Annotated in this window: 28 protein-coding genes; 17 read left to right on the plus strand and 11 right to left on the minus strand. The window is 66.3% G+C overall.

Going from position 1 to position 26,998, the window contains the following annotated elements; all coding sequences use genetic code 11:
* Positions 1–2: 2 nt before the first annotated feature.
* Together AC07NY_RS18700 and AC07NY_RS18705 are read right to left on the minus strand one after the other, a co-directional pair.
* A complete protein-coding gene (locus AC07NY_RS18700; protein ID WP_494585082.1) occupies positions 3–857 on the minus strand; it encodes an ABC transporter permease in 855 nt (284 codons plus the stop codon).
* Positions 854–1,948: an ABC transporter ATP-binding protein gene (locus tag AC07NY_RS18705; protein ID WP_494585083.1), complete on the minus strand. Its 1,095-nt coding sequence runs from the start codon at positions 1,946–1,948 to the stop codon at positions 854–856. The genes AC07NY_RS18700 and AC07NY_RS18705 overlap by 4 nt, the downstream gene beginning before the upstream one ends.
* A 125-nt stretch (positions 1,949–2,073) precedes the next feature.
* Between AC07NY_RS18705 and AC07NY_RS18710 the strand changes: the two genes are divergently transcribed.
* Complete coding sequence (locus AC07NY_RS18710) at positions 2,074–2,982, plus strand: LysR substrate-binding domain-containing protein (protein ID WP_494585084.1); 909 nt, start codon at positions 2,074–2,076, stop codon at positions 2,980–2,982.
* Positions 2,983–3,016: 34 nt separating this feature from the next.
* Here AC07NY_RS18710 and AC07NY_RS18715 read toward each other — a convergent pair whose 3' ends face one another.
* From AC07NY_RS18715 to AC07NY_RS18755, 9 genes are all read right to left on the minus strand, one after another.
* On the minus strand, positions 3,017–4,252 hold the full coding sequence (locus AC07NY_RS18715; RefSeq protein WP_494585085.1) for a metal-dependent hydrolase family protein: 1,236 nt from the start codon (positions 4,250–4,252) through the stop codon (positions 3,017–3,019).
* Positions 4,253–4,291: 39 nt separating this feature from the next.
* Positions 4,292–4,780 (minus strand): GAF domain-containing protein, encoded by a 489-nt coding sequence (locus tag AC07NY_RS18720; RefSeq protein ID WP_494585086.1) that lies wholly within the window; start codon positions 4,778–4,780, stop codon positions 4,292–4,294.
* Positions 4,781–4,795: 15 nt separating this feature from the next.
* On the minus strand, positions 4,796–5,707 hold the full coding sequence (locus AC07NY_RS18725; RefSeq protein ID WP_306226167.1) for a branched-chain amino acid ABC transporter permease: 912 nt from the start codon (positions 5,705–5,707) through the stop codon (positions 4,796–4,798).
* Entirely contained in the window at positions 5,707–6,570 is an 864-nt protein-coding gene (locus AC07NY_RS18730; RefSeq protein WP_492283459.1) for a branched-chain amino acid ABC transporter permease, read from the minus strand. The genes AC07NY_RS18725 and AC07NY_RS18730 overlap by 1 nt, the downstream gene beginning before the upstream one ends.
* A complete protein-coding gene (locus AC07NY_RS18735; RefSeq protein ID WP_494585087.1) occupies positions 6,567–7,772 on the minus strand; it encodes an ABC transporter substrate-binding protein in 1,206 nt (401 codons plus the stop codon). The genes AC07NY_RS18730 and AC07NY_RS18735 overlap by 4 nt, the downstream gene beginning before the upstream one ends.
* A 48-nt stretch (positions 7,773–7,820) precedes the next feature.
* The gene (locus tag AC07NY_RS18740) at positions 7,821–8,543 is read right to left on the minus strand and encodes an ABC transporter ATP-binding protein (RefSeq protein WP_494585088.1); all 723 of its coding nucleotides are present in this window, start codon (positions 8,541–8,543) and stop codon (positions 7,821–7,823) included.
* Positions 8,540–9,304 (minus strand): ABC transporter ATP-binding protein, encoded by a 765-nt coding sequence (locus AC07NY_RS18745; RefSeq protein WP_494585089.1) that lies wholly within the window; start codon positions 9,302–9,304, stop codon positions 8,540–8,542. Before AC07NY_RS18745 ends, AC07NY_RS18740 begins: the two co-directional genes overlap by 4 nt.
* The gene (locus AC07NY_RS18750) at positions 9,301–9,954 is read right to left on the minus strand and encodes a TetR/AcrR family transcriptional regulator (protein ID WP_494585090.1); all 654 of its coding nucleotides are present in this window, start codon (positions 9,952–9,954) and stop codon (positions 9,301–9,303) included. Before AC07NY_RS18750 ends, AC07NY_RS18745 begins: the two co-directional genes overlap by 4 nt.
* 130 nt (positions 9,955–10,084) lie before the next feature.
* Positions 10,085–10,777 carry a YcbK family protein gene (locus tag AC07NY_RS18755; RefSeq protein ID WP_494585091.1) on the minus strand — a complete coding sequence of 231 codons (693 nt, stop codon included), beginning with the start codon at positions 10,775–10,777 and terminating at the stop codon, positions 10,085–10,087.
* Positions 10,778–11,118: 341 nt separating this feature from the next.
* On the opposite strand from AC07NY_RS18755, the gene AC07NY_RS18760 reads away from it, so the two are divergent.
* The 16 genes from AC07NY_RS18760 to nuoN all read left to right on the plus strand — a co-directional run bounded on the left by AC07NY_RS18760 (position 11,119) and on the right by nuoN (position 26,988).
* The gene (locus AC07NY_RS18760; protein WP_374678812.1) at positions 11,119–11,499 is read left to right on the plus strand and encodes an NADH-quinone oxidoreductase subunit A; all 381 of its coding nucleotides are present in this window, start codon (positions 11,119–11,121) and stop codon (positions 11,497–11,499) included.
* Positions 11,500–11,564: 65 nt separating this feature from the next.
* Complete coding sequence (locus tag AC07NY_RS18765; protein ID WP_173046135.1) at positions 11,565–12,149, plus strand: NuoB/complex I 20 kDa subunit family protein; 585 nt, start codon at positions 11,565–11,567, stop codon at positions 12,147–12,149.
* 41 nt (positions 12,150–12,190) lie between these two features.
* Positions 12,191–12,796, plus strand: a complete 606-nt coding sequence (locus AC07NY_RS18770) for an NADH-quinone oxidoreductase subunit C (RefSeq protein WP_492283453.1) — start codon at positions 12,191–12,193, stop codon at positions 12,794–12,796.
* A gap of 3 nt (positions 12,797–12,799) precedes the next feature.
* Positions 12,800–13,237, plus strand: a complete 438-nt coding sequence (locus tag AC07NY_RS18775) for a GFA family protein (RefSeq protein ID WP_494585092.1) — start codon at positions 12,800–12,802, stop codon at positions 13,235–13,237.
* A 2-nt stretch (positions 13,238–13,239) separates the two neighbouring features.
* Positions 13,240–14,430 carry an NADH-quinone oxidoreductase subunit D gene (locus AC07NY_RS18780; RefSeq protein WP_199092713.1) on the plus strand — a complete coding sequence of 397 codons (1,191 nt, stop codon included), beginning with the start codon at positions 13,240–13,242 and terminating at the stop codon, positions 14,428–14,430.
* The gene (nuoE, locus tag AC07NY_RS18785) at positions 14,430–15,665 is read left to right on the plus strand and encodes an NADH-quinone oxidoreductase subunit NuoE (RefSeq protein WP_494585093.1); all 1,236 of its coding nucleotides are present in this window, start codon (positions 14,430–14,432) and stop codon (positions 15,663–15,665) included. Before AC07NY_RS18780 ends, nuoE begins: the two co-directional genes overlap by 1 nt.
* An 11-nt stretch (positions 15,666–15,676) precedes the next feature.
* Positions 15,677–16,981, plus strand: a complete 1,305-nt coding sequence (gene nuoF / locus AC07NY_RS18790; RefSeq protein ID WP_494585094.1) for an NADH-quinone oxidoreductase subunit NuoF — start codon at positions 15,677–15,679, stop codon at positions 16,979–16,981.
* 4 nt (positions 16,982–16,985) lie between these two features.
* On the plus strand, positions 16,986–19,049 hold the full coding sequence (nuoG, locus tag AC07NY_RS18795) for an NADH-quinone oxidoreductase subunit NuoG (protein WP_494585095.1): 2,064 nt from the start codon (positions 16,986–16,988) through the stop codon (positions 19,047–19,049).
* 6 nt (positions 19,050–19,055) lie between these two features.
* Entirely contained in the window at positions 19,056–20,108 is a 1,053-nt protein-coding gene (gene nuoH / locus AC07NY_RS18800; protein ID WP_047575231.1) for an NADH-quinone oxidoreductase subunit NuoH, read from the plus strand.
* Positions 20,105–20,341, plus strand: coding sequence for a hypothetical protein (locus tag AC07NY_RS18805; protein WP_494585096.1), 237 nt, complete (start codon positions 20,105–20,107; stop codon positions 20,339–20,341). Before nuoH ends, AC07NY_RS18805 begins: the two co-directional genes overlap by 4 nt.
* 20 nt (positions 20,342–20,361) lie before the next feature.
* A complete protein-coding gene (nuoI, locus tag AC07NY_RS18810) occupies positions 20,362–20,850 on the plus strand; it encodes an NADH-quinone oxidoreductase subunit NuoI (RefSeq protein WP_038367698.1) in 489 nt (162 codons plus the stop codon).
* A 187-nt stretch (positions 20,851–21,037) separates the two neighbouring features.
* On the plus strand, positions 21,038–21,661 hold the full coding sequence (locus AC07NY_RS18815) for an NADH-quinone oxidoreductase subunit J (protein ID WP_494585097.1): 624 nt from the start codon (positions 21,038–21,040) through the stop codon (positions 21,659–21,661).
* Complete coding sequence (nuoK, locus tag AC07NY_RS18820; protein WP_336812933.1) at positions 21,661–21,969, plus strand: NADH-quinone oxidoreductase subunit NuoK; 309 nt, start codon at positions 21,661–21,663, stop codon at positions 21,967–21,969. Before AC07NY_RS18815 ends, nuoK begins: the two co-directional genes overlap by 1 nt.
* Positions 21,970–21,998: 29 nt before the next feature.
* Complete coding sequence (gene nuoL, locus AC07NY_RS18825) at positions 21,999–24,035, plus strand: NADH-quinone oxidoreductase subunit L (protein ID WP_494585098.1); 2,037 nt, start codon at positions 21,999–22,001, stop codon at positions 24,033–24,035.
* 4 nt (positions 24,036–24,039) lie between these two features.
* A complete protein-coding gene (locus AC07NY_RS18830) occupies positions 24,040–25,551 on the plus strand; it encodes an NADH-quinone oxidoreductase subunit M (RefSeq protein WP_494585145.1) in 1,512 nt (503 codons plus the stop codon).
* A gap of 9 nt (positions 25,552–25,560) precedes the next feature.
* Positions 25,561–26,988 carry an NADH-quinone oxidoreductase subunit NuoN gene (nuoN, locus tag AC07NY_RS18835; protein WP_494585099.1) on the plus strand — a complete coding sequence of 476 codons (1,428 nt, stop codon included), beginning with the start codon at positions 25,561–25,563 and terminating at the stop codon, positions 26,986–26,988.
* Positions 26,989–26,998 lie beyond the last annotated feature (10 nt).

Below are 26,998 nucleotides of genomic sequence, written 5' to 3' on the forward strand. Positions count from 1 at the left end.
GGCTATTTCCTCAGCGCCTGTTCGACATCCATGAAGCGACTGAGCCACATCACGAGCAGCAGCACGGCACCGAGCAGCACGGTCGCCAGCATCGCCGCGAGCCCCCAGCGCAGCGTCTCGGAGATCTGCACGCTGATGAATTCGGCCACCATGATCGTGCGCCCGCCGCCGAGGATGGCCGGGGTGATGTAGAAGCCGAGCGAGAAGATCATCACGATCACGCCCGCGCCGATCAGGCCGGGCAGGCTCAGCGGCAGGAAGACCCAGCGGAAGGCCTGTCCTGGTGTCGCGCCGAGCGCGCGCGCCGCCGGCACCAGCCGGTCGTCGATGCCGCGCAGGCTCGTATAGAGCGGCAGGATCGCATAGGGCAGCATGTAGTGGACCATGCCGATGATCACGCCGAGCTCGTTGCGCACGAGGCTGAGCGGGCTCTCGATCAGCCCGGTCGACATCAGGATCGAATTGACCAGCCCCTTCGACTGCAGCAGCGCGACCCAGGCGAAGGCGCGGATCAGCGCGCTGATCCAGAAGCTCGCCACCACGATGCCAAGCAGGATCTGGCGCTCGCGCGGCCCGCATTGCAGCAAGGCATAGGCGACGACATAGCCGATCCCCAGCGCCAGCACCGTGGTGATCGCCCCGATCCTGAGCGTCGTCCAGAGCACGCGCTGCACGGCGCCGTTGCTGGCGAGCTCGGCATAGTTCGCGACACCGGGCTTCGGCACGGTGAAGCTCAGCACCAGCACGTTGAGCACCGGCACGAGGTAGAACAGCGCCAGGAAGGCGCAAGGCGCCAGCAGCATCAGCCAGTAGAGCCGCTCGCTTCCGCCGGTGCTGGTGGCAGCCGTCGCGCTCACGGCGAGGCCTCGTTGCCGCGCACGAGGATCGCGGCATCCGGCGCCCAGGAGGCGAGGATCTCCTCGCCCTCCGCGAAGCTGCGCTGCCCGGCCGGCACCGTCGCCAGCAGCGTCTCGCCATCTGCCAGCCTGACCTCGACCTCGATGGAGGAGCCGAGATAGGTGATGTCGGCGACGCGGCCGCTCACCGAACAGGAGGCGGCCCCGGCGCCGGTCGCCGGCGCCGCCAACCTGATCTTCTCCGGCCGGAGCGCGGCGACGGCTGCTTCGCCGGCCTGTGCCGTGATGCCGTTCCCGTTAGCCGTTGCGGCGAAGCCGGGCATGTGGATCTCGACCTGCCCGCCGCTGGTCGCGGCGACCTTGCCGCGCAGGAAATTGCTCTTGCCGAGGAAGCCCGCGACGAACTCGGTGGCCGGCCGCTCGTAGAGCTCGGCCGGCGGGGCGATCTGGAGAATGCGGCCGCGATCGAGGATGACGATGCGGTCCGACATCGTCAGCGCCTCCTCCTGATCATGCGTGACATAGATGAAGGTCGAGCCGACCTCGCGGTGGATCGAGCGGAACTCGGTCTGGAATTCCTTGCGCAGGGCCTTGTCGAGCGCGCTCAGCGGCTCGTCGAGCAGCAGCAATTCCGGCGCAAAGACCAGCGAGCGGGCAAGCGCGACGCGCTGCTGCTGCCCGCCCGACAACTGGCGGGGGTAGCGATGGGCGAAGGCCTGCAGCTTCGCCATCTCCAGCGCGGCCATGATCTTCGGCCGGGCGGCGTCTCCGGTGATGCCGCGCGCCCTCAGGGGGAAGGCGACATTGTCGTAGACGCTGAGATGCGGGAACAGCGCATAGCCCTGGAAGACCACGCCGAAATTGCGCCGCTCCGGCGGCAGCCCGGTCACGTCGCGGCCATCAAGCAGCATGCGCCCGCTGCTGGGCGCGACGAAGCCGGCGATGCTCATCAGGATCGTCGTCTTGCCCGAGCCGGAAGGGCCGAGCAGCGTGATGAACTCGCCGGCCTTGATCGTCAGATCGGTCGGTTCGAGCGCGACGAAATCGCCATAGCGCTTCCCAACCTTGTCGAGGACAAGCGAGTCTTTCACCGATGCGGTCCCATTCCCCATGCCGTTCAGGCTTGGATCCATGGTCCCGTTTTCGCCGCTTACGTCAAAAACGAAATGAGTTAAAAGGTATAAATCTGGGTTATATCTTTTGAGCGGAACAGAGCTTGGACACGCGGCATCTGGAAGCCTTTCGCGCCGTCATCGAGACCGGCTCGATGAGCGCTGCTGCAACCCTGCTGGCGAAGTCGCAGCCGGCGATCAGCAACCTGATCACGCGGCTGGAGGACGAGCTCGGCGTCTCCCTGTTCGAGCGCAAGAAGGGCAGGCTGCAGGTCACGCCCGAGGCGACTTTGTTTTACGAGGAGGCGCGGCGCACGCTCGGCGTGCTCGAACGCACCCGGCAGGTCGCGCGCGACCTCAAGGGCCTGCGTTCCGGGACGCTCTCGCTGGCGAGCCAGCCCGGCCTCGCCACCTATGCCTTGCCGCCGATCATCGCCCGATTGCTGACGCGCTGGCCGGACGGCACGGTGCGCTTCATCACCCGCTCATCGCCGACCGTGCGCGATCTCGGCCGGATCGAGGCCTTCGATATCGGCTTCGCCGAGCATCCGATCGAGAGCCCGGCCTCGATCATCGAGACGATCGAGGTGCCTTGCGTCTGCATGCTGCCGGCCGATCATCCGCTGGCGGCCGAGCCGGTCATCACGCCGGCCCATCTCGATGATGCGCCCTTCATCTCGCTCTATGCCGACCATTTCCTGCATGAGGCGATCGAGCGCGCCTTCGCCGAGCAATCGGCGCGGCTGCGCATGGCGGTGCATGTCGAGTTCTTCGGCACGGCCTGCGCCTTGGTGATGGAGGGCGTCGGCGTGACCATCGTCGACGTCGTCACCAGCCTGCATTTCCGGAAGGTCGGGCTGGTCGCGCGGCCCTTCGCGCCGCGCCTGTCCTATCGCTATGCGATGTTCCAACCGGCGCCGCGGCCGCTCTCGCGCATCGCCCGCGAATTCGTCGAGGCCTTCCGCGAGCACAATGCGGCGCTGATCCGCGAGCACAGCCCCTACGAGGATTGAAGCCGGCGAGGATATCCCCGCCGGCTCCGAAGTGTCAGTTCAGGCTGGCGCGCTTCATGAAGGCGCCGCCCTTCATGATCAGCGGGATATGCCGGCCCTGGCGGGTCAGCAGCGAGAGGTCCTTCAGCGGGTCGCCGTCGACGACGATCAGGTCGGCATGGGCGCCGGCCGAGACCGTGCCGATCAGGCCTTCCATCTTCAGGAGCTTGGCCGCGATATGGGTCGCCGAGGCGATGACCTCATGCGCCGGCAGCGCGCGGCCGCGGATCACGAACTCCTCGGACTGATACTTGTGCATCTCGCCGAGCAGGTCGCTGCCATAGGCCATGGTCAGGCCGGCCTTCTTCATGATCGCGAGCGATTCCATGCCGGCCGAGCGCACGACATCGACCTTGGCGACCGAATCCGGCGGGAAGCCGAGCTTCGGCCCGTCAGAGACCAGCTTGTCATAGGTCACCAGCGTCGGCACGGCGACGGCGCCCTTCGAAGCGGCGAGCTTTGCCGTCTCGGCCTTGATCAGGTTGCAATGCTCCAGCGAATGCACGCCGGCCTCGACGCAGCGGCGGATGGCATCGTCCGTGTAGACATGGGCCGAGACATAGGTGCCGGCCATCCGGGCTTCCTCGACCACGGCCTCCAGCTCGCTCACCGAGAAGCCGAGGAAATGGATCGGGTCGGTCGGTGAGGCACAGCCGCCATTGGCCATGATCTTGATGAAGTCGGCGCCGCCCTTGAGCTCCTCGCGCGCGGCACGGCGCACATTGTCGACGCCGTCGCAGATGCGGCCGAGCGCGCCAAGGCGATGGCGCTCGATCACGCTCGGGCGGTCGTCATAGCGGCCGCGGAAATCGGCATGGCCGCCGGTCTGGCTCAGCGCCTTGCCGGAGATGACGAGGCGCGGCGTCGGGAAATCGCCTTCCTCCGTCGCCTGCTTCAGGCCGAAATCGGCGCCGCCGACATCGCGCACCGTGGTGAAGCCGCGCATCAGCATCGCCCGCATGATGCCGAAGGAGCGGGCGGTGACCAGCGAATCCGGCAGGCGGGCATTCGCGCCGAGATCGGCGACACCGGCGACGACATGGACATGGGCGTCGATCAGGCCGGGCATCAGCGTCTTGCCCTTGAGGTCGACGACCTTGGCCTTGGCCGAGGTCACGGACTTGCCGACCTCGCGGATGGTGCCGCCCTCGACGAGGACGCTGACGGGCGCGCCCGCTTCCGGCGCCGAGCCGTCGACGATGCGGGCATTGGTGAAGAGGGTAGAAGCCACGGGCTTGTTCCTTCGGTCAGGATGCGTCGGGGAAATGGATCAGGCGGCCTTGTTGGCGGCGCGCGCGGCGAGGAAGGCGGGCACCAGCAGCGGTGCGAGACGCTCGACCGGCGCGACATGCTCCTCACGGTAATGGTGCTCGGGCGCGAGCAGGTTGATCGTGCCGACGACCTTGCCGTCATAGATCGCGGGGATGTTGATGACGGAGCCGAGCCCCATGCTCTCGATCAATTCATGATCGAAGAAGGCCCATCGGATGCCGGCCTTGTCCTTGCCGAGATAGGGCTGGCGACCGTCCAGCACATGCTTGCCCCAGGGCGTCGGGCCCATCGTCTTGCGGCCGGAAACCGGGTATTCCGCCGGCCGGTTTGAATAGATGCGCGCAACCTCCTGCCCGTCGACATAGAGCAGCGTGAACAATTCATGGCCGACGAGGCGGCGGGTGATGTCCTCGAAGGCCTTGAACACCGTGTCGGGCTGGCCGGGCTCCTTGATGAGTGCGGAGAGTGTGGCGAGATCGTCGGACATGGGCAGGCCTTCGGTTTAAGCAGCGGTCGGAGGGACCGGCGCCTTCGGGATGCGCTCGGGCAGGATGCCTTGCGGCTTGAGATGCAGGACGAGGATGAGGGCGATGCCGATCAGCATCTCGCGCGTGGCGGCGAGCTGGACCGGCTGCAGGCCCGGCACCCATTCGGTGACGAAGCGCGTCGCCTCCAGGAAGATCACGACGAGATAGGCGCCGAGCACGGCCCCGCTCGGTCGTCCGACACCGCCGGCCGTGACCGCAAGGAAGATGTAGATCGTGATCAGCGGCTGGAAATGATCCGGCGAGACATAGGACTGGAAATGCGCGTAGAGCGCGCCCGCCAGCGCCGCGATCGCGGCCGAGAGCGCGAAGGCCTGGAGCTTGAAGCGCAGCACCGGCTTGCCGGCGAAAGACGCGAGCTGCTGGTCCTCGCGGATCGCCTTGAGCGCCCTTCCATAGGGCGAGGCGTCGAGCCGGCGCAGCAGCGCCCAGACGATGACCAGCACCAGCGTCGCGAGGCCGAGATAGAAATACGCGAAGTTCTGCGTGCCGAGCTCGGCCTTGAGCGGCGCCTTGATGCCGGAGATGCCGTCCGAGCCGTTGGTCAGCCAGCGCTCGTTCAGCGCCACGAGGCGGATGACTTCGGCGAAGCCGAGCGTGACGATCGCGAGATAGTCGTCGCGCAGGCGCAGTGTCGCGAAGGTGACGACGAGCCCGACCGCGGCACCGACGACGAGTGCGGCGCCCCAGCCGATCAGGACCGGCGCGCCGGCACCTGTCGCCAGCGCCGAGGCATAGGCACCGACCGCGAAGAAACCGGCGAGGCCGAGATTGACGAGGCCGGCGCTGCCCCAGATCAGGTTGAGGCTGAGTGCGAGCAAGCCGTAGATCGCGCAGAGCGTCAGGGTGAAGATCAGATAGGACAGCATCAGGCGGCCCTTTCCCCGAGGAGGCCGCGCGGCCGGAAGGTGAGCATCAGCAAGATCGCGACGAAGCCGACGCCGGTGCGGTAGGTCGCGGGCACGACGAGCAGTGCCAGCTCCTCGGCGATCCCCAGCATCAGTGCACCGGCGACTGCGCCGGGGATCGAGCCTAGCCCGCCGAGCACGGCGGCGGCGAAGACCGAGAGCAGCACGCGATAGCCGGTGAGCGGATCGATCGAGGTGTCGAGGCCGATCAACACCCCCCCGACGCCGGTCAGCCCGGCACCCAAAAACAGCGTGACGATCGCGATCTTCGCGGGATCGATGCCCTTGAGCCGGGCGAGGTCGGGATTGTCGGCGACGGCGCGCATCGCCTTGCCGAAGCGGGTGTAGCGCAGGAACAGGAACATCGCCGCCATGATCGCGACGGCCAGCAGCAGGCTCTGGAGCTGCTGCGGGCCGATGCGCAGGTCGCCGAAGCGCATGTCGCGCGCGATCGGCAGGTCGTAGCCGCGCATCTCGTTGCCGAAGATGAAGCGGACGATGTTCTCCAGTACGAGATTGAGCGCGATCGAGGCGATGGCCACGATCAGCGCGCCGTTATTGCGCAGGCGCTTCAGCGAGGTCTCTTCCGCGACGACGCCGACGATCCCCGTCACCGCGAAGGCGACGAGGAGCGCGGCCGGCACCGGCAGCCCCATCGCCACATTCGCCCACCAGGCCGCGAAGGCGCCGATGGTGGCATAGGCCGCGATGGCGAAGTTCGGATAGCGCAGCACCGCGAAGATGGCGGAGAAGCCGATGGCCGGGACGGCGATCAGCGTCCCGCTCATCACCCCGTTGACGAGCGCCTGCAACAACTGGCTCACGCGATCTTCACCAGCGTCAGCTTGCCGCCCTGGACCTGCTCGTAGCGGAACTGGCAATCGGCGATGTCGCCGGTCTCGGTGAAGTCGCAGGGGCCGCTGGCGCCGTCATAGTCGACCGGCTGCTTGGCGGCGATGGCCTTGAGCCCGTCAAGCGCGTTGTCGACCTTGGCGCCGCCCTGAGCCTGGCTGACCTTACGGACCGCGTCCTTGATCGCGGTGCCGGACGTGTCGCCGGCGATGGCGATCGCCATCAGGATCAGGTTGATCTGGTCGTAGACCTGCGTGGTGTACGGATCGGGCGAGGCGACGCCAATCATCTTGACCAGCCGCGCATAGGCCTTGGAGCCTTCGGCCGGCGAGGGGGCGATGGTGAAGGTCTTGTCGACCACCTCGGCCGGCACGCTCTCGACCAGCTTCTGGTTGACCGCATAGCCGAAGGCGACCTTCAGGCCGCCATAGCCGGCGCGATAGGCGTCCTTGAGCATCACCGCGGTGTCGGGCGTGTAGCCGCCGAAGATGATCGCGTCGGGCTTGAAGCGCAGCACCTCGTCGATCTCGCTGCGATAGGCCGGCTTCTTGTCGTCATAGATCAGCGAGCCGGTCTCGCCGCCGGCCTTCTTCACGGCTTCGGTGATGTTGTCGAACTGGCTCTTGGCGAAAGGCGTCTGCGGGGAGAGGAAGAAGACGCGCTTGGCTTTCTCGGCAACGCAGAACTCGCCGAACTTGCGGCCCTGCAGCGTCGTGTTCGGCTGGGTGCGGATCAGGTAGCCCTGATGCGGCAGCTGCGTGATCGAATCGGCGCCGGAGACGGTCGCGAGGAAGGTCTTCGATTCCCAGCACAGCGGCGCCACGGCCGTGGTAACCGCCGACGACCATGTGCCGAGGATGGCCGAGACCTTGTCGACGTCGATCAGCTTGCGGGCGGCGCGCACGCCGGCTTCCGGATTGGTCTGGTCGTCTTCCGAGATCAGCTCGACCTTGCGGCCGAGCACGCCGCCGGCGGCATTGACCTCGTCGACGACGGCCTTGACCGCCTTGACCATGACCGGGCCATAAGGGCCGCCGGCGCCGGTGAGCGGCGTCAGCGTGCCGATCCGGATCGGGGCGCCCTGGGCGAGCGCGCGGCCGGGCAGGGCGGAGAGGCCGGCAAGCGCGGCGGCGCCGGCCAGAAGCGTGCGGCGGTCGGTCGTGAACTCGGTCATGCTATTCCCCTGTTGGTCTTGTTGGTTTGCTGTCGTGTCGTCGTCGTCCTAGCCGCCGAGGAAGAGGCGGCGGATTTCGGGGTCGGTGGCGAGCGCAGGCCCCGCGCCCTCGCGGCTGTTGCGGCCGGAGACCAGCACATAGCCGCGCGTCGAGATCTGCAGGGCTTCGAGCGCATGCTGCTCGACCATCAGGATCGGCAGGCCGCCCTTGTTGAGCGCGACGATGGCGTCGAACAACTCGTCGGCCGCTTTCGGCGAAAGCCCGGCCGTCGGCTCGTCGAGCAGGAGCAGGGCAGGGGCGTTCATCAGCCCCATGGCCATGGCGAGGATCTGGCGCTGGCCGCCGGAAAGCGTGCGCGCCAGCGCCTTGCGTTTCTCGGCCAGCATCGGATAGCGCGCATACATTTGCTCAGCTCGCTCTCCGACCTTGCCGGGCTCCTGGAAGCCGCTGATCTCGAGATTCTCGGCGACCGTCATCGCGCCGAAGACATTGCGCTCCTGCGGCACGAAGCCGATGCCGGCTTTGGCCCGGCCGAGCGCGCTCTCGCGGGTGACGTCGTCGCCCTTGAGCCGGATCGTGCCGTCGCGCGCCTGGACCAGCCCGGCGATGGTCTTGAGCAATGTCGACTTGCCGGCGCCGTTGGGGCCGATGATCGAGACGATCTCGCCCGGCGCGACCGTGAGCGAGGTGCCCTTCAGGATCTGCTCGGCCGCGCCATAGCCGGCGACGACGCCGTCGACGGCGAGCAATTCGCCCTGTGCCGCGCTCAATGACGCCTCCCGAGATAGGCTTCCTGCACGCGGGTGTCAGTGGCGACCTCGTCGAACGTGCCCTGTGTCAGCGTCTTGCCCTCGGCCATGACGATGACGGGCGCGCAGAGCTTCTTGATCAGCCCCATGTCGTGCTCGATCAGGCAGATCGTCAGCCCGTGGCGGTTGAGCGCGACGAGGTGTTCGGCGATCTGCTCGGTCAGGCTTGGATTGACGCCCGCCATCGGCTCGTCGAGCAGCAGCAGCTTCGGCTCGGCCATCAGCGCCCGGCCGATCTCGACCAGCTTCTTCTGGCCGCCCGAGAGCGCGGTCACGGGGTTATCGAGCACATGGTCGAGTTTCAGTCGGCGGGCGATGCCGAAGGCGCGCTCGGACATCTCCGCCTCGCGCCGTTTGGCTCCACCCGTGCCGATCAGACCGGCCAGCAGGCCTTCGCCCGGCTGGTCGGCGCCGTAGAGCATCAGGTGCTGGAAGACGCTGAGCTTGGGAAAGCCGCGCGCGAGCTGGAACGACCGCACCAGCCCCGCGGCGACGAGCTTCTCCGGCGGCATTCCGGCCGTCTCGGTTTCGCCCAGCCGGACCGAGCCGGCTTGCGGCCGGTAGAGCCCCGAGACCGCATTGAACAAGGTCGACTTGCCGGCGCCGTTCGGCCCGATCAGCCCGGTGAAGGAGCCTTGCGGCACCGCGAAATCGACGCCGCGCAGCACCTGCACGCCGTAGAAGCCGAGCTTCAGGCCCTGGATGGTCAGTGCAGCCGTCATGCCGTCGCCGTCTTGCGCGCGCCGGGCACGGCGGCTGGTTTCATCGGGAAATGCTGCCGCACCTGCTGCTTCCAGAACCGTTGCATGCCTTCGTAGTAGGCGGGGTCGTGGGGCCGCAGCACGGTCTGGCTGATCATGCCCCGGAACAGGCACATCGTCGCGTTCATCACCGTGCGGGTATGGTCGGGATCGGTGCCGGCGCGGGCCGCGAGCGCGGTCCAGATCGCGTCGAGCCCGGCGTGGAATTCCTTGACCAGCGGGATCAGGTCGGCGCGGAAAGCCGGGTTGTGTCGGGCTTCCGGCAGATATTCCATGGTCACATAGAACAGCCGGTCGTCCATCATCCGCCAGATGTAGTCGACGATCTCGTCGCTGGAGCCGCCACGCTCGACGAAATCCTCGGCGAAGCGGTGCAGGTCGCGGGTCGACTTGCCGAGCAGGTCGGCGACCGAAGCGGTGATGATGGCCTCGCGGCTGGCGAAATGGTGGGTCAGCGCACCACGGGAGACTCCGGCGACACGGGCGATCTCCGGCGTGGTGGTGCGGGCCAGCCCCAGGTCGTGCAGCAGGTCGATGGTCGCGTTCATCAGCCGCGCGGATGTCTCCGCGCTGCGTTCCTTCTGCGATCGTCGCTTGCCGGTACCGCTCATTCCGACTCGCTCCCCTTGACGATGGGGAAACGGTGCGACTCAACTTACAAACAGTCAAGCCTGTTTTTTGATGATCAAAGAAAGAGCATGCTGCTGGGCGCCGCGCAGGCAAAACCTGCGCGGCTTACCATCACCAGGGCCGGCGCGGCCCGGTATCGATATGGATCAGCCCGTTCCAGTAGACATGGTTGCCGCCGACCTCGGGCAGGGCGCGCACCCATTCCAGCACCACTCGCGGCCTGACGCCGGGGACGCGGAAATCCATCGCCTGGCAGCCCTTGTGATAGGAGCCGCGCCGGGCGCGCCAGGGCGGCCGCCAGGTCGAGGTCACCTTCACCGCCCCGTATTTGTCGGAGATCTTGCCGAGAATCTGTTTCAGCTCCTGCGGCAGGCAGGCGATCGAGGTGCCGGGGTCCGTCGAGATGCCCGGCCGCTCCGGCTTCTCGTTCGGATCGAAATCGGGCTCGGCGCCGGCCTTCTGGCCGGGCGTCAGCTTCGGCCATTCGACGCCCTCGTCGTCATCCGGCTCGCCAGGTTGGGGCGGAGTGGCCTCGGCGGCCGGGGTTTCCGGAGCCGGGGTCGCAGCAGGCGTCTCCTGCGAGGAGGCCGGCACCGGCGTATCCGGAGCAGAGGCGCGCGGCGTCGGTGGCGGCACCACGATCGGCGGCAGCTTGGGCGTGCCTTCCAGGTCGAGGTCGAACGGGCGCTGTGGCGGCAGCGGCGCGCGCATCGGCTCGCCCTCCTGAGCGCAGATCGCGGTGGTCGAGAGCAGCAGGGCGAGCGCTGGCATGGCCAGCACGCGCGGGAGGCGGGCCAGGCTCATCGCGCGGCCGGGCGCCCACGCAAGAAGGGCTGGCGAGCGGGGCGGGGATCACGAAACATCGAAGGCCTTTCGGGATAAAGCGCTCGCGCAGCCGGCAACGATTCGGCACGGTGAACGGATTGCTGCCGCTGCCGCATGCCGAAAGCACGCGGTTTTGTCGATTTTTCGCCGATGCATGGCAGGGCTGCGGCGAGACGTGGCCGGATTTTGCCGCAATCTGCGCTGGGTTCAACCCGGATGCGGCGATTGTGCGGCGCGGCGGAGTCTTGCTTCATTCTAATCGAGGGTCTAAGCGACTGGGACAGCGAGCCGCGCCACGGCCGCCTGAAATGAGTTCGACCATGCAAGCTGCCACGGTGCCTTCCATCCTGAGCGACTACCTGCCGCTGGTGCTGTTCATCGGCGTCTCGGCGGTGATCGGCCTGGCCCTGCTGATCGCGCCCTTCGCGATCGCCTATTCCAAGCCGGATGCGGAAAAGCTCTCGGCTTACGAGTGCGGCTTCAACGCGTTCGACGATGCCCGCATGAAGTTCGACGTCCGCTTCTATCTGGTCGCGATTCTCTTCATCATCTTCGATCTCGAGGTCGCGTTCCTGTTTCCCTGGGCCGTCGCCTTCGGCGGGCTCGGCTGGTATGGTTTCTGGTCGATGATGGTCTTTCTCGGCGTGCTCACCGTGGGTTTCATCTACGAGTGGCGCAAGGGCGCGCTGGAGTGGGACTGACTGTCGGGTTGCGAGGCGGCGTTTCGCATTCGATCCGGCAGGCAAAGGTTCACGAGGAATAGGTCATGGCAGTCACAGCGATCGATCGTGGTGATCCGCTCGTCGCGCAGGCGCCGAGGGGCTTGCTCGGTCCCGACGGCAAGCCGTTGGGGGCGCGTGATCCGTTCTTCGTCGAGATCAACAACGAGCTCGCCGACAAGGGCTTCCTCGTCACCGCGACCGACGACCTGATCAACTGGGCCCGCACGGGCTCGCTGATGTGGATGACCTTCGGTCTGGCCTGCTGCGCCGTCGAGATGATGCAGCTCTCGATGCCGCGTTACGATGTCGAGCGCTTCGGCTTCGCGCCACGCGCCTCACCGCGCCAGTCGGACGTGATGATCGTCGCGGGCACGCTGACCAACAAGATGGCCCCGGCTTTGCGCAAGGTCTACGACCAGATGCCGGAGCCGCGCTACGTCATCTCGATGGGCTCCTGCGCCAATGGCGGCGGCTACTACCACTACAGCTATTCGGTGGTGCGTGGCTGCGACCGCATCGTCCCGATCGACATCTATGTCCCGGGCTGCCCGCCGACGGCCGAGGCGCTGCTTTACGGCGTCCTGCTGCTGCAGAAGAAGATCCGCCGCACCGGCACGATCGAGCGCTGAGCGCTCCGTCGGTCGATGCTGCAGGCGATGAAGGTGAGACGATGAGCGAAGCGCTCGTACAACTCGGCGAAGAGATCAAGGCCGCGCTGCCCGGCGCGGTGACGGAGGCCGTCGTCGCCTTCGAGGAGCTCACGATCCATGCCGAGGCGGCTTCGATCGTCACGGTTCTGCGCACGCTCTACAGCGACCCGCGCTTCCGCTTCGTGAACTTCACCGACCTCGCCGGTGCCGACTATCCCGGCCGCGAGAAGCGCTTCGACGTCGTCTATCATATGCTGGCGCCGCACCATAACCGCCGCATCCGCGTGAAGGTGCAGACCGACGAGGCGACACCCGTCCCCTCCGTGATCGAGGTCTTCCCGGCGGCGAACTGGTTCGAGCGCGAGGCCTACGACTTCTACGGCATCCTGTTCTCCGGCCACCCGGACCTGCGCCGCATCCTCACCGATTACGGCTTCGAGGGTTATCCGCTGCGCAAGGACTTCCCGCTGACCGGTTTCGTCGAGGTCCGTTACGACGACGAGCAGAAGCGCGTCGTCTACGAGCCGGTGAAGCTCAACCAGGAATTCCGCAACTTCGATTTCCTCTCGCCCTGGGAAGGCACGGATTACGTGCTGCCGGGCGACGAGAAGGCGAAGGGAGCCTGATTGATGGCGGCGGGCCTCCAAACCCAGTCCGGCGGCTGTCTCTGCGGCGCGGTGCGTTTCACCGCCGTGCCCGAGAAGGCCGAGATGGATGTCTGCCATTGCGGGATGTGCCGGAAATGGAGCGGCGGCGTCTTCATGGCCGTGCCCTGCACCGATGTGTCGGTCGCGGACGAACAGGCGCTCGGCGTCTACCCGTCCTCCGACTGGGCCGAGCGGGTCTTCTGCAAGACCTGCGGCACGAGCCTGTTCTGGCGCCTGCGCGAAGGCGGTGACGGCCATGTCGCGGTCGCCTTCCAGAGCCTCGACGATCAATCGTCCTTCACCTTCGCCGAAGAGATCTTCATCGACGAGAAGCCTGCCCTCTACGCCTTCGCGGGCGAGCGGCGCCGCAAGACCGGCGCGCAGGTGATCGCCGAATTCGCCGAAAAACAGGCGGACTGAGCATGACCGAGCACAATATCCGCAATTTCTCGATCAATTTCGGACCGCAGCACCCGGCCGCGCACGGCGTGTTGCGCCTCGTGCTGGAGCTCGACGGCGAAATCGTCGAGCGCGTCGATCCGCATATCGGCCTGCTGCATCGCGGCACCGAGAAGCTGATCGAGGCCAAGACCTATCTTCAGGCCGTGCCCTATTTCGACCGGCTCGACTATGTCGCGCCGATGAACCAGGAGCATGCCTATGCGCTCGCGGTTGAGCGCCTCGTCGGCGTGACCGTGCCGCGCCGCGGCCAGCTCATCCGCGTGCTCTATTCCGAGATCGGCCGCATCCTCTCGCATCTGCTGAACGTCACCACGCAGGCGATGGACGTCGGCGCCCTCACGCCTCCGCTCTGGGGCTTCGAGGAGCGCGAGAAGCTGATGATCTTCTACGAGCGGGCCTGCGGCGCGCGCATGCACGCGGCCTATGTCCGCCCCGGCGGCGTGCATCAGGACATCCCGGTCTCGCTGATCCACGACATCGCCGAGTGGTGCGATCCGTTCCTCAAAGTCTGCGACGACCTCGAAGGCCTGCTCAGCGACAACCGCATCTTCAAGCAGCGCAACGTCGATATCGGCGTGGTCGATCTCGAGACCTGCTGGAAATGGGGCTTCTCGGGCGTGATGGTGCGCGGCTCCGGCGCGCCCTGGGACCTGCGCAAGTCGCAGCCCTACGAGTGCTACGAGGAGATGGAATTCGACATCCCCGTCGGCAAGAACGGCGACTGCTTCGACCGCTACCACATCCGCATGGAAGAGATGCGCCAGTCGGTGCGCATCATGAAGCAGTGCTGCGACAAGCTCCTGGCGCCCGATGGCGGCGGCCCGGTCTCCTCGCTCGACGGCAAGATGGTGCCGCCCAAGCGCGGCGAGATGAAGCGCTCGATGGAAGCGCTGATCCACCATTTCAAGCTCTATACCGAGGGCTACAAGGTGCCGGCCGGTGAGGTCTATGCAGCGGTCGAGGCGCCGAAGGGCGAGTTCGGCGTCTATCTGGTCTCCGACGGCACCAACAAGCCCTATCGCTGCAAGATCAAGGCCCCGGGCTTCGCCCATCTCCAGGCCATGGATTTCATGTGCCGCAAGCACATGCTCGCCGACGTCTCCGCGATCCTCGGCTCCCTCGATATCGTCTTTGGTGAGGTGGACCGCTAATGTCCGTCCGTCGTCTCGCGCCCGATCCGGTCCAGCCCGCTTCCTTCGCCTTCACCGCGGCGAACGAGAACTGGATCGACCAGCAGATCGCCAAGTACCCCGAAGGCCGCCAGGCGTCCGCCGTCATCCCGCTTCTGTGGAAGGCGCAGGAGCAGGAGGGCTGGGTCTCGCGCGCCGTGATCGAGACCGTCGCCAAGCGTCTCGGCATGGCGCCGATGCGGGTGCTGGAGGTCGCGACCTTCTACACGATGTTCAACCTGCAGCCGGTCGGCGAGTTCTTCGTCCAGCTCTGCGGCACGACGCCTTGCGCGCTCCGCGGCGCGGAAGCGCTGAAGAAGGTTTGCGAGGACGTGATCGGGCCGCAATCGACCGTGACCGCCGACGGCAAGCTCTCCTGGCTCGAAGTCGAATGCCTCGGCGCCTGCTGCAACGCCCCGATGGCACAGATCAATGTCGACTACTACGAGGACCTGACGCCGGCGAATTTCCGCCAGCTCCTCGACGATCTCCGCAACGGCCGCGCCACCAAGCCTGGCCCGCAGAACGGCCGCACCGGCTCCGAGCCGGAAGGCGGCCCGCAGACGCTGACCGACAAGGCCCTCTATGACGGCTCGATGATCGGCGCCGGCGATTGGCAGAAGCGCATCGCCGAGCAGCGCAAGGCCGCTGCCGAAGCCGCCGCCGCCAAGGCCGCCGCCGAGGCGGAAGCCAAGAAGGCAGCCGAAGCCGAAGCCAGGAAGGCCGAGGCGACCCCGGCCGCCGTCGCCGAGAAGCCCGCCACCGAGACGGCCGCAGCCGGCCGTCCGCAGCCCTCGGCCCCGGCTCAGCCGTCCAATGCGGCCAAGGATACTCCGGCCGCCAATGGCAAGGTCGAGAAGAAGGACGTCGCCGAGGCTGCCAAGCCTGCCGCTCCTTCTGCGGGGAAAGCCGAGCCGGCGCCGGCTGCTGCTGCCGAGAGCAAGCCCGAACTGCTCAGCGCCGCGCGCGGTGGCAAAGGCGACGATCTCGAACTGATCTGGGGCGTCGGGCCGAAGCTCGGCAAGATGCTCAACGAGATGGGGGTCTGGCATTACGACCAGATCGCCAAATGGACACCGGCGGAGCTCGCCTGGGTCGATGCGCGGCTGACCGGCTTCAAGGGCCGAGCGCTGCGTGACGACTGGATTGCTCAGTCGAAGAAGCTCGCGACGGGTTGGCGCCCGGAGTCGAAGCTTGGCGATAAGCCGGCAGAGTGAGGCACTAGGACATGCTCGCAGATCGCGATCGCATCTTCACTAATCTCTACGGCCTGCATGACCGTACCCTGAAGGGTGCGATCCAGCGCGGCGCCTGGGATGGCACCAAGTTCATCCTGGAGCAGGGCCGGGACTGGATCATCGACGAGATGAAGAAGTCCGGCCTGCGCGGCCGTGGCGGCGCCGGCTTCCCGACCGGGCTGAAATGGTCGTTCATGCCCAAGCAGAGCGACGGGCGCCCGCATTATCTCGTCGTCAATGCCGACGAGTCGGAGCCGGGCACCTGCAAGGATCGCGAGATCATGCGCAACGACCCGCATACGCTGGTCGAGGGCTGCCTGATCGCCTCCTTCGCCATGGGCGCGCATGCGGCCTATATCTATATCCGCGGCGAATATGTCCGGGAGCGCGAGGCGCTGCAGCGCGCCGTTGACGAGGCCTATGAGGCCAGGCTCATCGGCAAGGACAACGTCCACGGCTATCCCTTTGATCTCTATGTGCATCACGGCGCCGGCGCCTATATCTGCGGCGAAGAGACGGCGCTGCTGGAGAGCCTCGAGGGCAAGAAGGGCATGCCGCGGCTGAAGCCGCCATTCCCGGCCAATATGGGCCTTTATGGCTGTCCGACCACGGTGAACAACGTCGAGTCGATCGCGGTCGCCCCGACCATCCTGCGCCGCGGCGCCGCCTGGTTCTCCTCGCTCGGCACGCCGAACAATGTCGGCACCAAGCTCTTCTGCGTCTCCGGGCATGTGAACAAGCCCTGCAACGTCGAAGAGGCGATGGGCATTCCGTTCCGCGAATTGATCGACAAGCATTGCGGCGGCATCCGCGGCGGCTGGGAAAATCTCAAGGCGGTCATCCCCGGCGGTTCCTCGGTGCGCATGGTCCCGGCCGAGCAGATCATCGACACGCCGATGGATTTCGACTCGCTCTCGAAGCTGCGTTCCGGCCTCGGCACGGCGGCGGTGATCGTGATGGACAAGTCGACCGACATCGTCCGCGCCATTGCCCGCATCAGCCATTTCTACAAGCACGAGAGCTGCGGCCAGTGCACGCCCTGCCGCGAGGGCACGGGCTGGATGTGGCGCGTCATGGAGCGCATGGCTGAGGGCCGCGCCCAGAAGCGCGAGATCGACATGCTGCTCGACGTCACCAAGCAGATCGAAGGCCACACCATCTGCGCGCTCGGCGACGCCGCTGCCTGGCCGATCCAGGGCCTGATCGCGCATTTCCGTCACGAGATCGAGCAGCGCATCGACGACTATGCCGCCAACCCGCACAGCGAGCCTGTGCGCCTGATGGCGGCGGAGTGAGACCATGACGAAACTCCTCATCGACGGCATCGAGGTCGACGTTCCCGCTGAGTACACGGTGCTCCAGGCCTGTGAGGCCGCGGGCGTCGAGGTGCCGCGCTTCTGCTTCCACGAGCGCCTCTCGATCGCCGGCAACTGCCGCATGTGCCTCGTCGAGGTGAAGGGTGGCCCGCCGAAGCCGCAGGCCTCCTGCGCCATCGGCGTGCGCGACCTGCGCCCCGGCCCGAACGGCGAGCCGCCGGTCGTCCTGACCAAGTCGCCGATGGTCAAGAAGGCCCGCGAAGGGGTGATGGAGTTCCTGCTCATCAACCACCCGCTCGATTGCCCGATCTGCGACCAGGGCGGCGAATGCGACCTGCAGGACCAGGCGATGGCCTATGGCGCGGATACCTCGCGCTATGCCGAGAACAAGCGCGCGGTCGAGGACAAGTATATCGGCCCGCTGGTCAAGACGACGATGACACGCTGCATCCAGTGCACGCGCTGCGTCCGCTTCACCACCGAGGTCGCCGGAGCCTCCGACCTCGGCGCCATCGGCCGCGGCGAGGACATGGAGATCACGACCTATCTCGAGCAGGCGATGGCGTCGGAGCTCCAGAGCAATGTCGTCGATCTCTGCCCGGTCGGCGCGCTGACCTCGAAGCCCTACCAGAACAAGGCCCGTCCCTGGGAGCTCTCCAAGACCGAGAGCATCGACGTGATGGACGCCGTCGGCTCGGCCATCCGCGTCGACTCGCGCGGCAAGGAAGTGATGCGCATCCTGCCCCGTCTCAACGAGGCGGTGAACGAGGAGTGGATCTCCGACAAGACCCGCCATGTCGCCGACGGTCTGAAGACCCAGCGTCTCGACCGGCCCTATATCCGCGAGAACGGCCGCCTGCGTCCGGCAAGCTGGAACGAGGCTTTCGCCGCCATCGCCGGCAAGGTGAAGGCGACCAGCCCTGAGAAGATCGGCGCCATCGCCGGCGATCTCGCGGCTGTCGAGGACATGTTCGCGCTGAAGAGCCTAGTTGCCTCGCTCGGCTCCGCCAATCTCGACGCCCGCCAGGACGGCACCAAGCTGCATCCGAAATTCGGCCGCGCCTCCTACGTCCTCAACGCCGGCATCGCCGGCATCGAGGATGCGACCTCGCTGCTGATCATCGGCTCGAACCCGCGCCGCGAGGCGCCGATCCTGAACGCCCGCATCCGCAAGCGCTGGCTGCGCGGCGACTTCAAGGTTTCCGTCATCGGCGAGAAGGCCGACCTGACCTACACCTATGATTACCTCGGCGCCGGCCCGGAGACGTTGGCTGAGGTCGTGAAGTCGGCCCAGGCCGCTGGCGGCAAGCCGATGGTGCTGGTCGGGCAGGGCGCTCTCGCCCGTGCGGATGGCGAGGCCGTGCTCTCGCTCGCCGCCAAGGCGGCGCAGGCGCTCGGCGCCATCACCGAAGGCTGGAACGGCTTCGGTGTGATCCACACCGCTGCGTCCCGCGTCGGCGCGCTCGATCTCGGCTTCGTGCCGGGCGCGGGTGGTCTCGATGCGGCTGCGATGGTCAAGCCGGGTGCGCTCGACCTGCTCTTCCTGCTCGGCGCCGACGAGATCGAGGTGCCGGAAGGCGCCTTCGTGGTCTACCAGGGCACGCATGGTGACAAGGGCGCCCATCGCGCCGACGTCATCCTGCCGGGCGCGGCCTATACCGAGAAGTCCGGCACCTATGTGAACACGGAAGGCCGCGTGCAGATGGGCGACCGCGCCACCTTCCCGCCGGGCGATGCCCGCGAGGACTGGGCGATCTTGCGTGCGCTCTCCGCGACGCTCGGCAAGACGCTGCCCTTCGACTCGCTCGCCGGCCTGCGCAAGGCGCTCTACGAGGCGCATCCGCATTTCGCGGCGCTCGACGGCCTGCCGGTCAATGACGCTGCGGAGATCGGCTCGCTCGCCGGGCTCGGCGGCAAGACCGACAAGGCGGGCTTCGCGCCCGTCGTCGCCGATTTCTATCAGACCAACCCGATCGCGCGTGCCTCCGCCATCATGGCGGAATGCTCGGCGCTGGCCTCCGGCCGGCATCAGCAGGCGGCGGAGTAAGCGGCCATGAACTGGGACCTCGTCCTCGATATCGCGATCATCCTCGGCAAGAGCCTGCTGCTGCTGGTCTGCCTGCTGGTCTTCATCGCCTATATCCTGCTGGCCGACCGCAAGGTCTGGGCGGCGGTGCAGCTCCGCCGCGGCCCGAACGTGGTCGGACCCTGGGGCCTGTTCCAGAGCTTCGCGGACCTGATCAAGTTCGCGCTCAAGGAGCCGATCATCCCGTCCGGCGCCAACAAGGGCATCTTCCTGCTGGCGCCCTTCATTTCCTGCCTCTTGGCGCTCGGCGCCTGGGCGGTGATCCCGGTGGCGGAAGGCTGGGCGATCGCCGACATCAATGTCGGCGTGCTCTACATCCTCGCGATCTCCTCGCTCGGCGTCTACGGCATCATCATGGCCGGCTGGGCCTCGAACTCGAAATACCCGTTCATGAGCGCGCTGCGCTCGGCGGCACAGATGGTGTCCTACGAGGTCTCGATCGGCTTCGTCATTATCACCGTGCTGCTCTGCGTCGGCTCGCTCAACCTCTCGGCGGTGGTCGAGGCTCAAGCGAACCGGGGCCTGGCCCACGCGCTCGGCGTGCCGTGGCTCTCGATCCTGAACTGGTACTTCATCCCGCTCTTCCCGATGTTCGTGGTCTTCTTCATCTCGGCGTTGGCCGAGACGAACCGGCCGCCCTTCGATCTGGCCGAGGCGGAATCCGAGCTCGTGGCGGGCTTCATGGTCGAGTATTCCTCGACCCCGTATCTGCTGTTCATGCTCGGCGAATACGTGGCGATCATGACCATGTGCTCGCTGACCACGATCCTCTTCCTCGGCGGCTGGGCTCCCCCGGTCGCGCTGCCGCCCTTCACCTGGCTGCCCGGCGTGTTCTGGTTCGCGCTCAAGGTCTGCCTCGTGTTCTTCATGTTCGCGCTGGTGAAGGCCTTCGTGCCGCGCTACCGCTACGACCAGTTGATGCGCCTGGGCTGGAAGGTCTTCCTGCCGCTCTCGCTCGCCTGCGTGGTGATCGTGGCGCTGGTGCTGCAGTTGACCGGCTGGGGCCCGGTCGCGGGATGAGTTGGGCCGGCCCGCTCGGTGCCCTGATCGGCTTCGGGCTCGGCCTGCTGGAATACCGGCTGATGTCGGCCGTGGTGATCGGGGCGCTCCGGCGCACGGATCGCTCGGAGACGCAGGCGGAGAAAGACGATTACGAGCGCCGTATCCGCATCCTGCGGGCGGTGCTGGTTGTGATGACGATCGGCTTGATGCCGATCCTGGGTTTCGTGATCGGCCGGGCGTTGTTCGGCTGAGGATGTAAAGGACGAAGGCGATGTCACTCGCGCAAGCCGCAAGGGGCCTGCTGCTGAAGGAGTTCGTCGGGGCTATCGGCCTGTCGATGCGCTATTTCTTCAAGCCGAAGGCGACGCTGAACTACCCGTTCGAGAAGGGCCAGCTCTCGCCGCGCTTCCGTGGCGAGCACGCTTTGCGCCGCTATCCGAACGGCGAGGAGCGCTGCATCGCCTGCAAGCTCTGCGAGGCGATCTGCCCGGCGCAGGCCATCACGATCGAGGCCGGCCCGCGCCGCAACGACGGCACGCGCCGCACCACCCGTTACGACATCGACATGACCAAGTGCATCTACTGCGGCTTCTGCCAGGAAGCCTGCCCGGTCGATGCCATCGTCGAGGGGCCGAATTTCGAGTTCGCGACCGAGACCCGCGAGGAGCTGTTCTACGACAAGGACAAGCTGCTCGCGAACGGCGCGCGCTGGGAACGCGAGATCGCGCGCAACATCGCGATGGACGCGCCCTATCGGTGATTGACCGACCACCGGTGCCATCCCGCGATGGTGCCGAAGGACGTGACTGAGGATGCAGACCCGCCGCGCGGTTGTCCCGCCCGGCGGGCCTGATTATAGACGCTCCAAATTGCTCGGGGTCTTTTGAGTCCCGGAGCACGAACCAAACGAGGACCGCGCCGAAAAGGGGCGGGAAGGGCTGGCCGAGATGAATGCCGCAGCGGCTTTCTTCTATCTCTTCGCAGGGGTGACCGTGGCATCCGCCTTCATGGTGGTGACCTCGCGCAATCCCGTGCATTCGGTGCTCTACCTGATCCTGGCCTTCGTCAACGCGGCCGGGCTGTTCATGCTGCTCGGCGCCGAGTTCCTCGCGATGCTGCTGATCGTCGTCTATGTCGGCGCGGTCGCGGTGCTCTTCCTGTTCGTGGTGATGATGCTCGACGTCGATTTCGCCGAGTTCCGTCAGGGCTTCCTGAACTACCTGCCGATCGGCGCGCTGATCGGCTTCATCTTCGCCGTCGAACTCCTGCTGGTCGTCGGCGCCTGGGTCATCGATCCGCAGATCGTCAAGGCGCCGGTCGCCGCGATCCCGGCGGGCATCTCGAACACCGAGGCGCTCGGCCGCGTGCTCTACACCCAGTATGTCTACTACTTCCAGGCGGCCGGCCTCGTGCTGCTCGTCGCCATGATCGGCGCGATCGTGCTGACGCTGCGCGACCGTCCCGGCATCAAGCGCCAGCACGTCCCGACCCAGAACGCCCGCACCAAGGACGCGGCGATGGCGGTCAAGCAGGTGCCTTCGCGCACTGGGGTTCCCGAGGAGATGGCGTGATGACGATCGGACTGGGCCATTATCTCGCGGTCAGCGCCATCCTGTTCACGCTCGGCGTGCTCGGCATCTTCGTCAACCGCAAGAACATCATCGTCATCCTGATGTCGGTCGAGCTCATCCTGCTCTCGGTCAACCTGAACTTCGTCGCCTTCTCGAGCTTCCTGAACGACATCGTCGGCCAAGTCTTCGCGCTGCTCGTGCTCACGGTGGCGGCGGCTGAGGCCGCGATCGGCCTCGCCATTCTCGTCGTCTACTTCCGCAACCGCGGCACGATCGCGGTGGAAGACATCAACATGATGAAAGGCTGAGCGCGCCCCCGCGCCTGGACCTCACTGCCATGTATCACGCGATCGTCTTCCTCCCTCTCATCGGCTTCCTGATCGCCGGCCTGTTCGGCCGGCTGATCGGCGCGCGCGGCTCCGAGATCGTCACGACCTCGCTGCTGATCGTCTCCGCCCTGCTGTCCTGGGTCGCCTTCTTCAATGTCGGCTTCGGCTCCGGCACCACCCGCGTGCAGATCGCGAGCTGGATCTCGTCGGGCCAGCTGCAGGTCGACTGGGCCTTCCGCGTCGATACGCTGACAGTGGTGATGCTGGTCGTGGTCAACACGGTCTCCAGCCTCGTTCACCTCTACTCGATCGGCTACATGCACGAGGATCCGCACCGTCCGCGCTTCTTCGCCTATCTCTCGCTCTTCACCTTCGCGATGCTGATGCTGGTGACGTCGGACAACCTCGTCCAGATGTTCTTCGGCTGGGAAGGCGTGGGTCTCGCCTCCTATCTGCTGATCGGCTTCTGGTACCAGAAGCCCTCGGCCAATGCCGCGGCGATGAAGGCCTTCATCGTCAACCGCGTCGGCGATTTCGGCTTCTCGCTCGGCATCTTCCTCGTCTTCGTGCTGTTCGGCTCGGTCGGCTTCGACGCGATCTTCCCGCGTGCCGGCGAGCTGGCGAGCCAGAGCTTCCGCTTCCTCGGCTATGACTGGAACGCGATGACCCTGACCTGCCTGCTGCTCTTCATGGGCGCGATGGGCAAGTCGGCGCAGTTCCTGCTGCACACGTGGCTGCCGGACGCGATGGAAGGCCCGACCCCGGTCTCCGCGCTCATTCACGCTGCGACCATGGTCACCGCCGGCGTCTTCATGCTGGCGCGTCTGTCGCCGGTCTTCGAATACGCCCCGGTCGCGCTGACCGTCGTCGTCGTCATCGGCGCCACCACCGCCTTCTTCGCGGCGACGGTCGGCCTCGTGCAGAACGACATCAAGCGCGTCATCGCCTATTCGACCTGCTCGCAGCTCGGCTACATGTTCGTCGCGCTCGGCGTCGGCAATTACGGCGCCGGCATCTTCCACCTCTTCACCCACGCCTTCTTCAAGGCGCTGCTCTTCCTGGGCGCCGGCTCGGTCATCCACGCGATGCATCACGAGCAGGACATGCGCCACATGGGCGGCCTCAGGAAGCATATCCCGATCACTGCCGCTGCCATGACGATCGGCACGCTGGCTCTGACCGGCTTCCCGTTCTTCGCCGGTTATTTCTCGAAGGACGCGATCATCGAGAGCGCCTATGCCTCGGTGGCGCATGGCGGCTTCGCCTCGTCCTATGCCTTCGTGCTGCTGGTCGTCGCGGCCTGCATGACCTCGTTCTACTCCTGGCGGCTCTATTTCATGACCTTCGAGGGCGCGCCGCGCTGGGGGCATGGGCATGACTCGCATGGTCACAGCCATGACGACCACGCGCATGCCGCACACGGTCAAGACGACCATGCGCATGGCCATGACGACCACGGCCACGGCCACGGTCATGACCATACGCCGCATGAGAGCCCCTGGGTGATGCTGATCCCGCTCGCCGTGCTTTCGGTCGGTGCGGTCGCGGCCGGCTTCGTCTTCAAGGAAGCCTTCATCGGCCACGACTTCGAGAAGTTCTGGAAGGCGGCCCTGTTCATGGGCAAGGACAACCACATCCTGCACGCCATGCATGAAGTGCCGAAATGGGTCGTCTGGTCGCCCTTCGTGGCGATGGTGATCGGCTTCGTGCTGGCCTATCTGATGTATGTCCGCTGGCCGGAAATCCCGGGCAAGCTGGCGGCCGCCAATCCCGCGCTCTACAAATTCCTGCTCAATAAGTGGTATTTCGACGAGCTCTACGACTTCCTGTTCGTGCGTCCGTCGAAATGGCTCGGCCGCTTCCTCTGGAAGAAGGGCGATGGCCTGGTCATCGACGGCTTCGGCCCGGACGGCGTCTCGGCCCGTGTGGTCGACGTCACCAATCGGGTGGTCCGGCTGCAGACCGGCTATCTCTATCACTATGCCTTCGCCATGCTGATCGGCGTCGCTGGGCTCGTGACCTGGTATCTCGTGGCGCGCGGGTGAGATGATGTTGGGTTTCGGTATCCTCACCGGTCTTCTGATCCTGCCGCTGGTCGGCGCTGCCCTGATCCTGGTGCAGCGTGGCGATCAGTCGGCCGTCGATTCCAATGCGCGCTGGATCGCCCTGTTCACCACGGGCCTGACCTTCCTGCTGGCCTGCGTCGCCTGGTATCGCTTCGACATCGCCAATCCCGGCTTCCAGCTGGTCGAGACGCACGCTTGGGTCTCGGACGCCATCAAGTTCAAGCTCGGCGTCGATGGCTTCTCCTTCCCCTTCATCGTGCTGACGGCCTTCCTGATGCCGTTCTGCATCGTCGCGTCCTGGACCTCGGTCGAGAAGCGGGTGCGCGAATACATGATCGCGTTCCTCGTGCTGGAAGCGCTGATGATCGGCGTCTTCGCGGCGCTCGACCTCGTGCTGTTCTACCTGTTCTTCGAGGCAGGCCTGATCCCGATGTTCCTGATCATCGGCATCTGGGGCGGCAAGCGGCGCGTCTACGCCTCCTACAAGTTCTTCCTCTACACGCTGCTCGGCTCGGTGCTGATGCTGCTGGCCGTGATGGCGATGTACTGGAACGCCGGAACCACTGACATCCCGACGCTGCTGGCGCATAAGTTCCCGTCGCAGATGCAGCCCTGGCTGTGGCTTGCCTTCTTCGCCTCCTTCGCCGTGAAGATGCCGATGTGGCCGGTCCATACCTGGCTGCCCGACGCCCACGTCGAGGCGCCGACCGCAGGTTCCGTCGTGCTGGCGGCGATCCTGTTGAAGATGGGCGGCTACGGCTTCATCCGCTTCTCGATCCCGATGTTCCCGGAAGCCTCGGCGCTGTTCGCGCCGCTGGTCTTCGCCCTCTCGGTCGTCGCCATCGTCTACACCTCGCTGGTGGCGCTGATGCAGGAGGACATGAAGAAGCTGATCGCCTATTCCTCGGTCGCCCATATGGGCTTCGTGACGATGGGCCTCTTCACCCTGACGCCGCAGGGCATCCAGGGCGCGATGTTCCAGATGGTCAGCCACGGGCTGGTCTCCGGCGCGCTCTTCCTCTGCGTCGGCGTGATCTACGATCGCATGCATACCCGCGAGATCGCGGCCTATGGCGGCCTCGTGAACCGGATGCCGGCCTATGCCGTCGTCTTCATGGTCTTCACCATGGCCAATGTCGGGCTGCCCGGCACAGCCGGCTTCGTCGGCGAGTTCCTGACGCTGCTCGGCGCCTTCCGCGCCAATCCCTGGGTGGCGTTCTTCGCGACCTCCGGCGTCATCCTCTCGGCGGCCTACGCGCTCTGGCTCTATCGCCGGGTCGTGTTCGGCGAGCTGGTCAAGCCCGAGCTGAAGGACATCAAGGATCTGAACGTCCGCGAATACGTGACGCTGGTTCCGCTCGTCCTGCTGACGATCTGGTACGGCATCCAGCCGCACACGATCCTCGACGCCTTCGCGGCGCCGACCGAAGCGCTCATCAAGAACTATCAGGCAGCCCTCGCCGTCGCGAAGACGGCGCTGGCGGTCGCGCAGTAAGGTCTCGTCATGGCTCTGCCCGCTCTCGGCCCGGCCCTGCCGGAAATCATCCTCGCCCTCGGTGCCATCGCGATGGTGCTGGTCGGCGCGATCCAGGGCGAGCGCTCGACGCGCCTGCTCGAAGGGCTGGCGCTGGCACTGCTCGCGGTCGCGCTGGTCATGGTCGTGTCCGGCACCGGCAAGATGCTGACCTTCAATAACGGCTTCATCGTCGACGGCTTCGCCCGCTTCATGAAGGTTCTGACGCTGCTTGGCGCCGGTGCGGCCATCCTGCTCTCGGCCGACACGCTGCGCCGCCAGGGCACGATGCGTTTCGAGTTCCCGATCCTCGTCGTGCTCTCGACCATCGGCATGATGATGATGATCTCGGCCAACGATCTCATCAGCCTCTATGTCGGTCTGGAGCTGCAGTCGCTGGCGCTCTATGTCGTCGCTGCCTTCGACCGCGACAACGCCAAGTCGACCGAGGCCGGCCTGAAGTATTTCGTGCTCGGCGCGCTTTCCTCCGGCATGCTGCTCTATGGCGGCTCGCTGGTCTATGGCTTCACCGGGACCGTCACCTTCCCGGGCATCGCCGCGGCGACGGCCGGCGGCCATGCCGGCATCGGCCTGATCTTCGGGATCGTCTTCATCGCGGCCGGCGTCGCCTTCAAGATCTCGGCCGTGCCGTTCCACATGTGGACGCCGGACGTCTACGAGGGCGCGCCGACCCCGGTCGCCGCCTTCTTCGCCTCGGCGCCGAAGATGGCTGCCATGGCGATGGTGATCCGCGTCTTCATCGGCGCCTTCCCGGGCGCGATCCATGATTGGCGCCAGATCATCGTCTTCATCTCGATCGCCTCGATGGGCCTCGGCGCCTTCGCCGCGATCGGCCAGACCAACATCAAGCGCCTGCTCGCCTATTCCTCGATCGCCAATATGGGCTATGCGCTGGTCGGCCTCGCTGCTGGCACGGCCGAGGGCGTGCAGGGCGTGATGACCTATATGGCGATCTATCTCGCCACGACGCTTGCCGCCTTCGCCTGCGTGCTGATGATGCGTCGCGACGGCAAGCTGGTCGAGGACATCTCGGAGCTGGCCGGCCTGTCCCGCACCAATGGCTGGATGGCCTTCGCGATGGCGATGATGATGTTCTCGCTCGCCGGCATCCCGCCGCTCGCCGGCTTCTGGGCCAAGTGGTACGTCTTCCTCGCCGCGATCAACGCGAAGCTCTATGTGCTCGCCGTCATCGGCGTGCTGACCAGCGTGGTCGGCGCCTATTACTACCTGCGCCTCGTCAAGGTGATGTATTTCGACGAGCCGAAGCCGGCCTTCGAGAAGGCTGATCTCGGCGTGCGCACCGTGCTGCTGATCTCCGCGCTCTTCGTGCTGGTGCTGTCGCTGGTGCCGGCGCCGCTGTTCGACTCGGCGGCCGCCGCGGCGAAGTCGCTGTTCTGAGCTGACGACG

The sequence above is a fragment of the Allobosea sp. GW821-FHT09G06 genome (assembly GCF_059416005.1).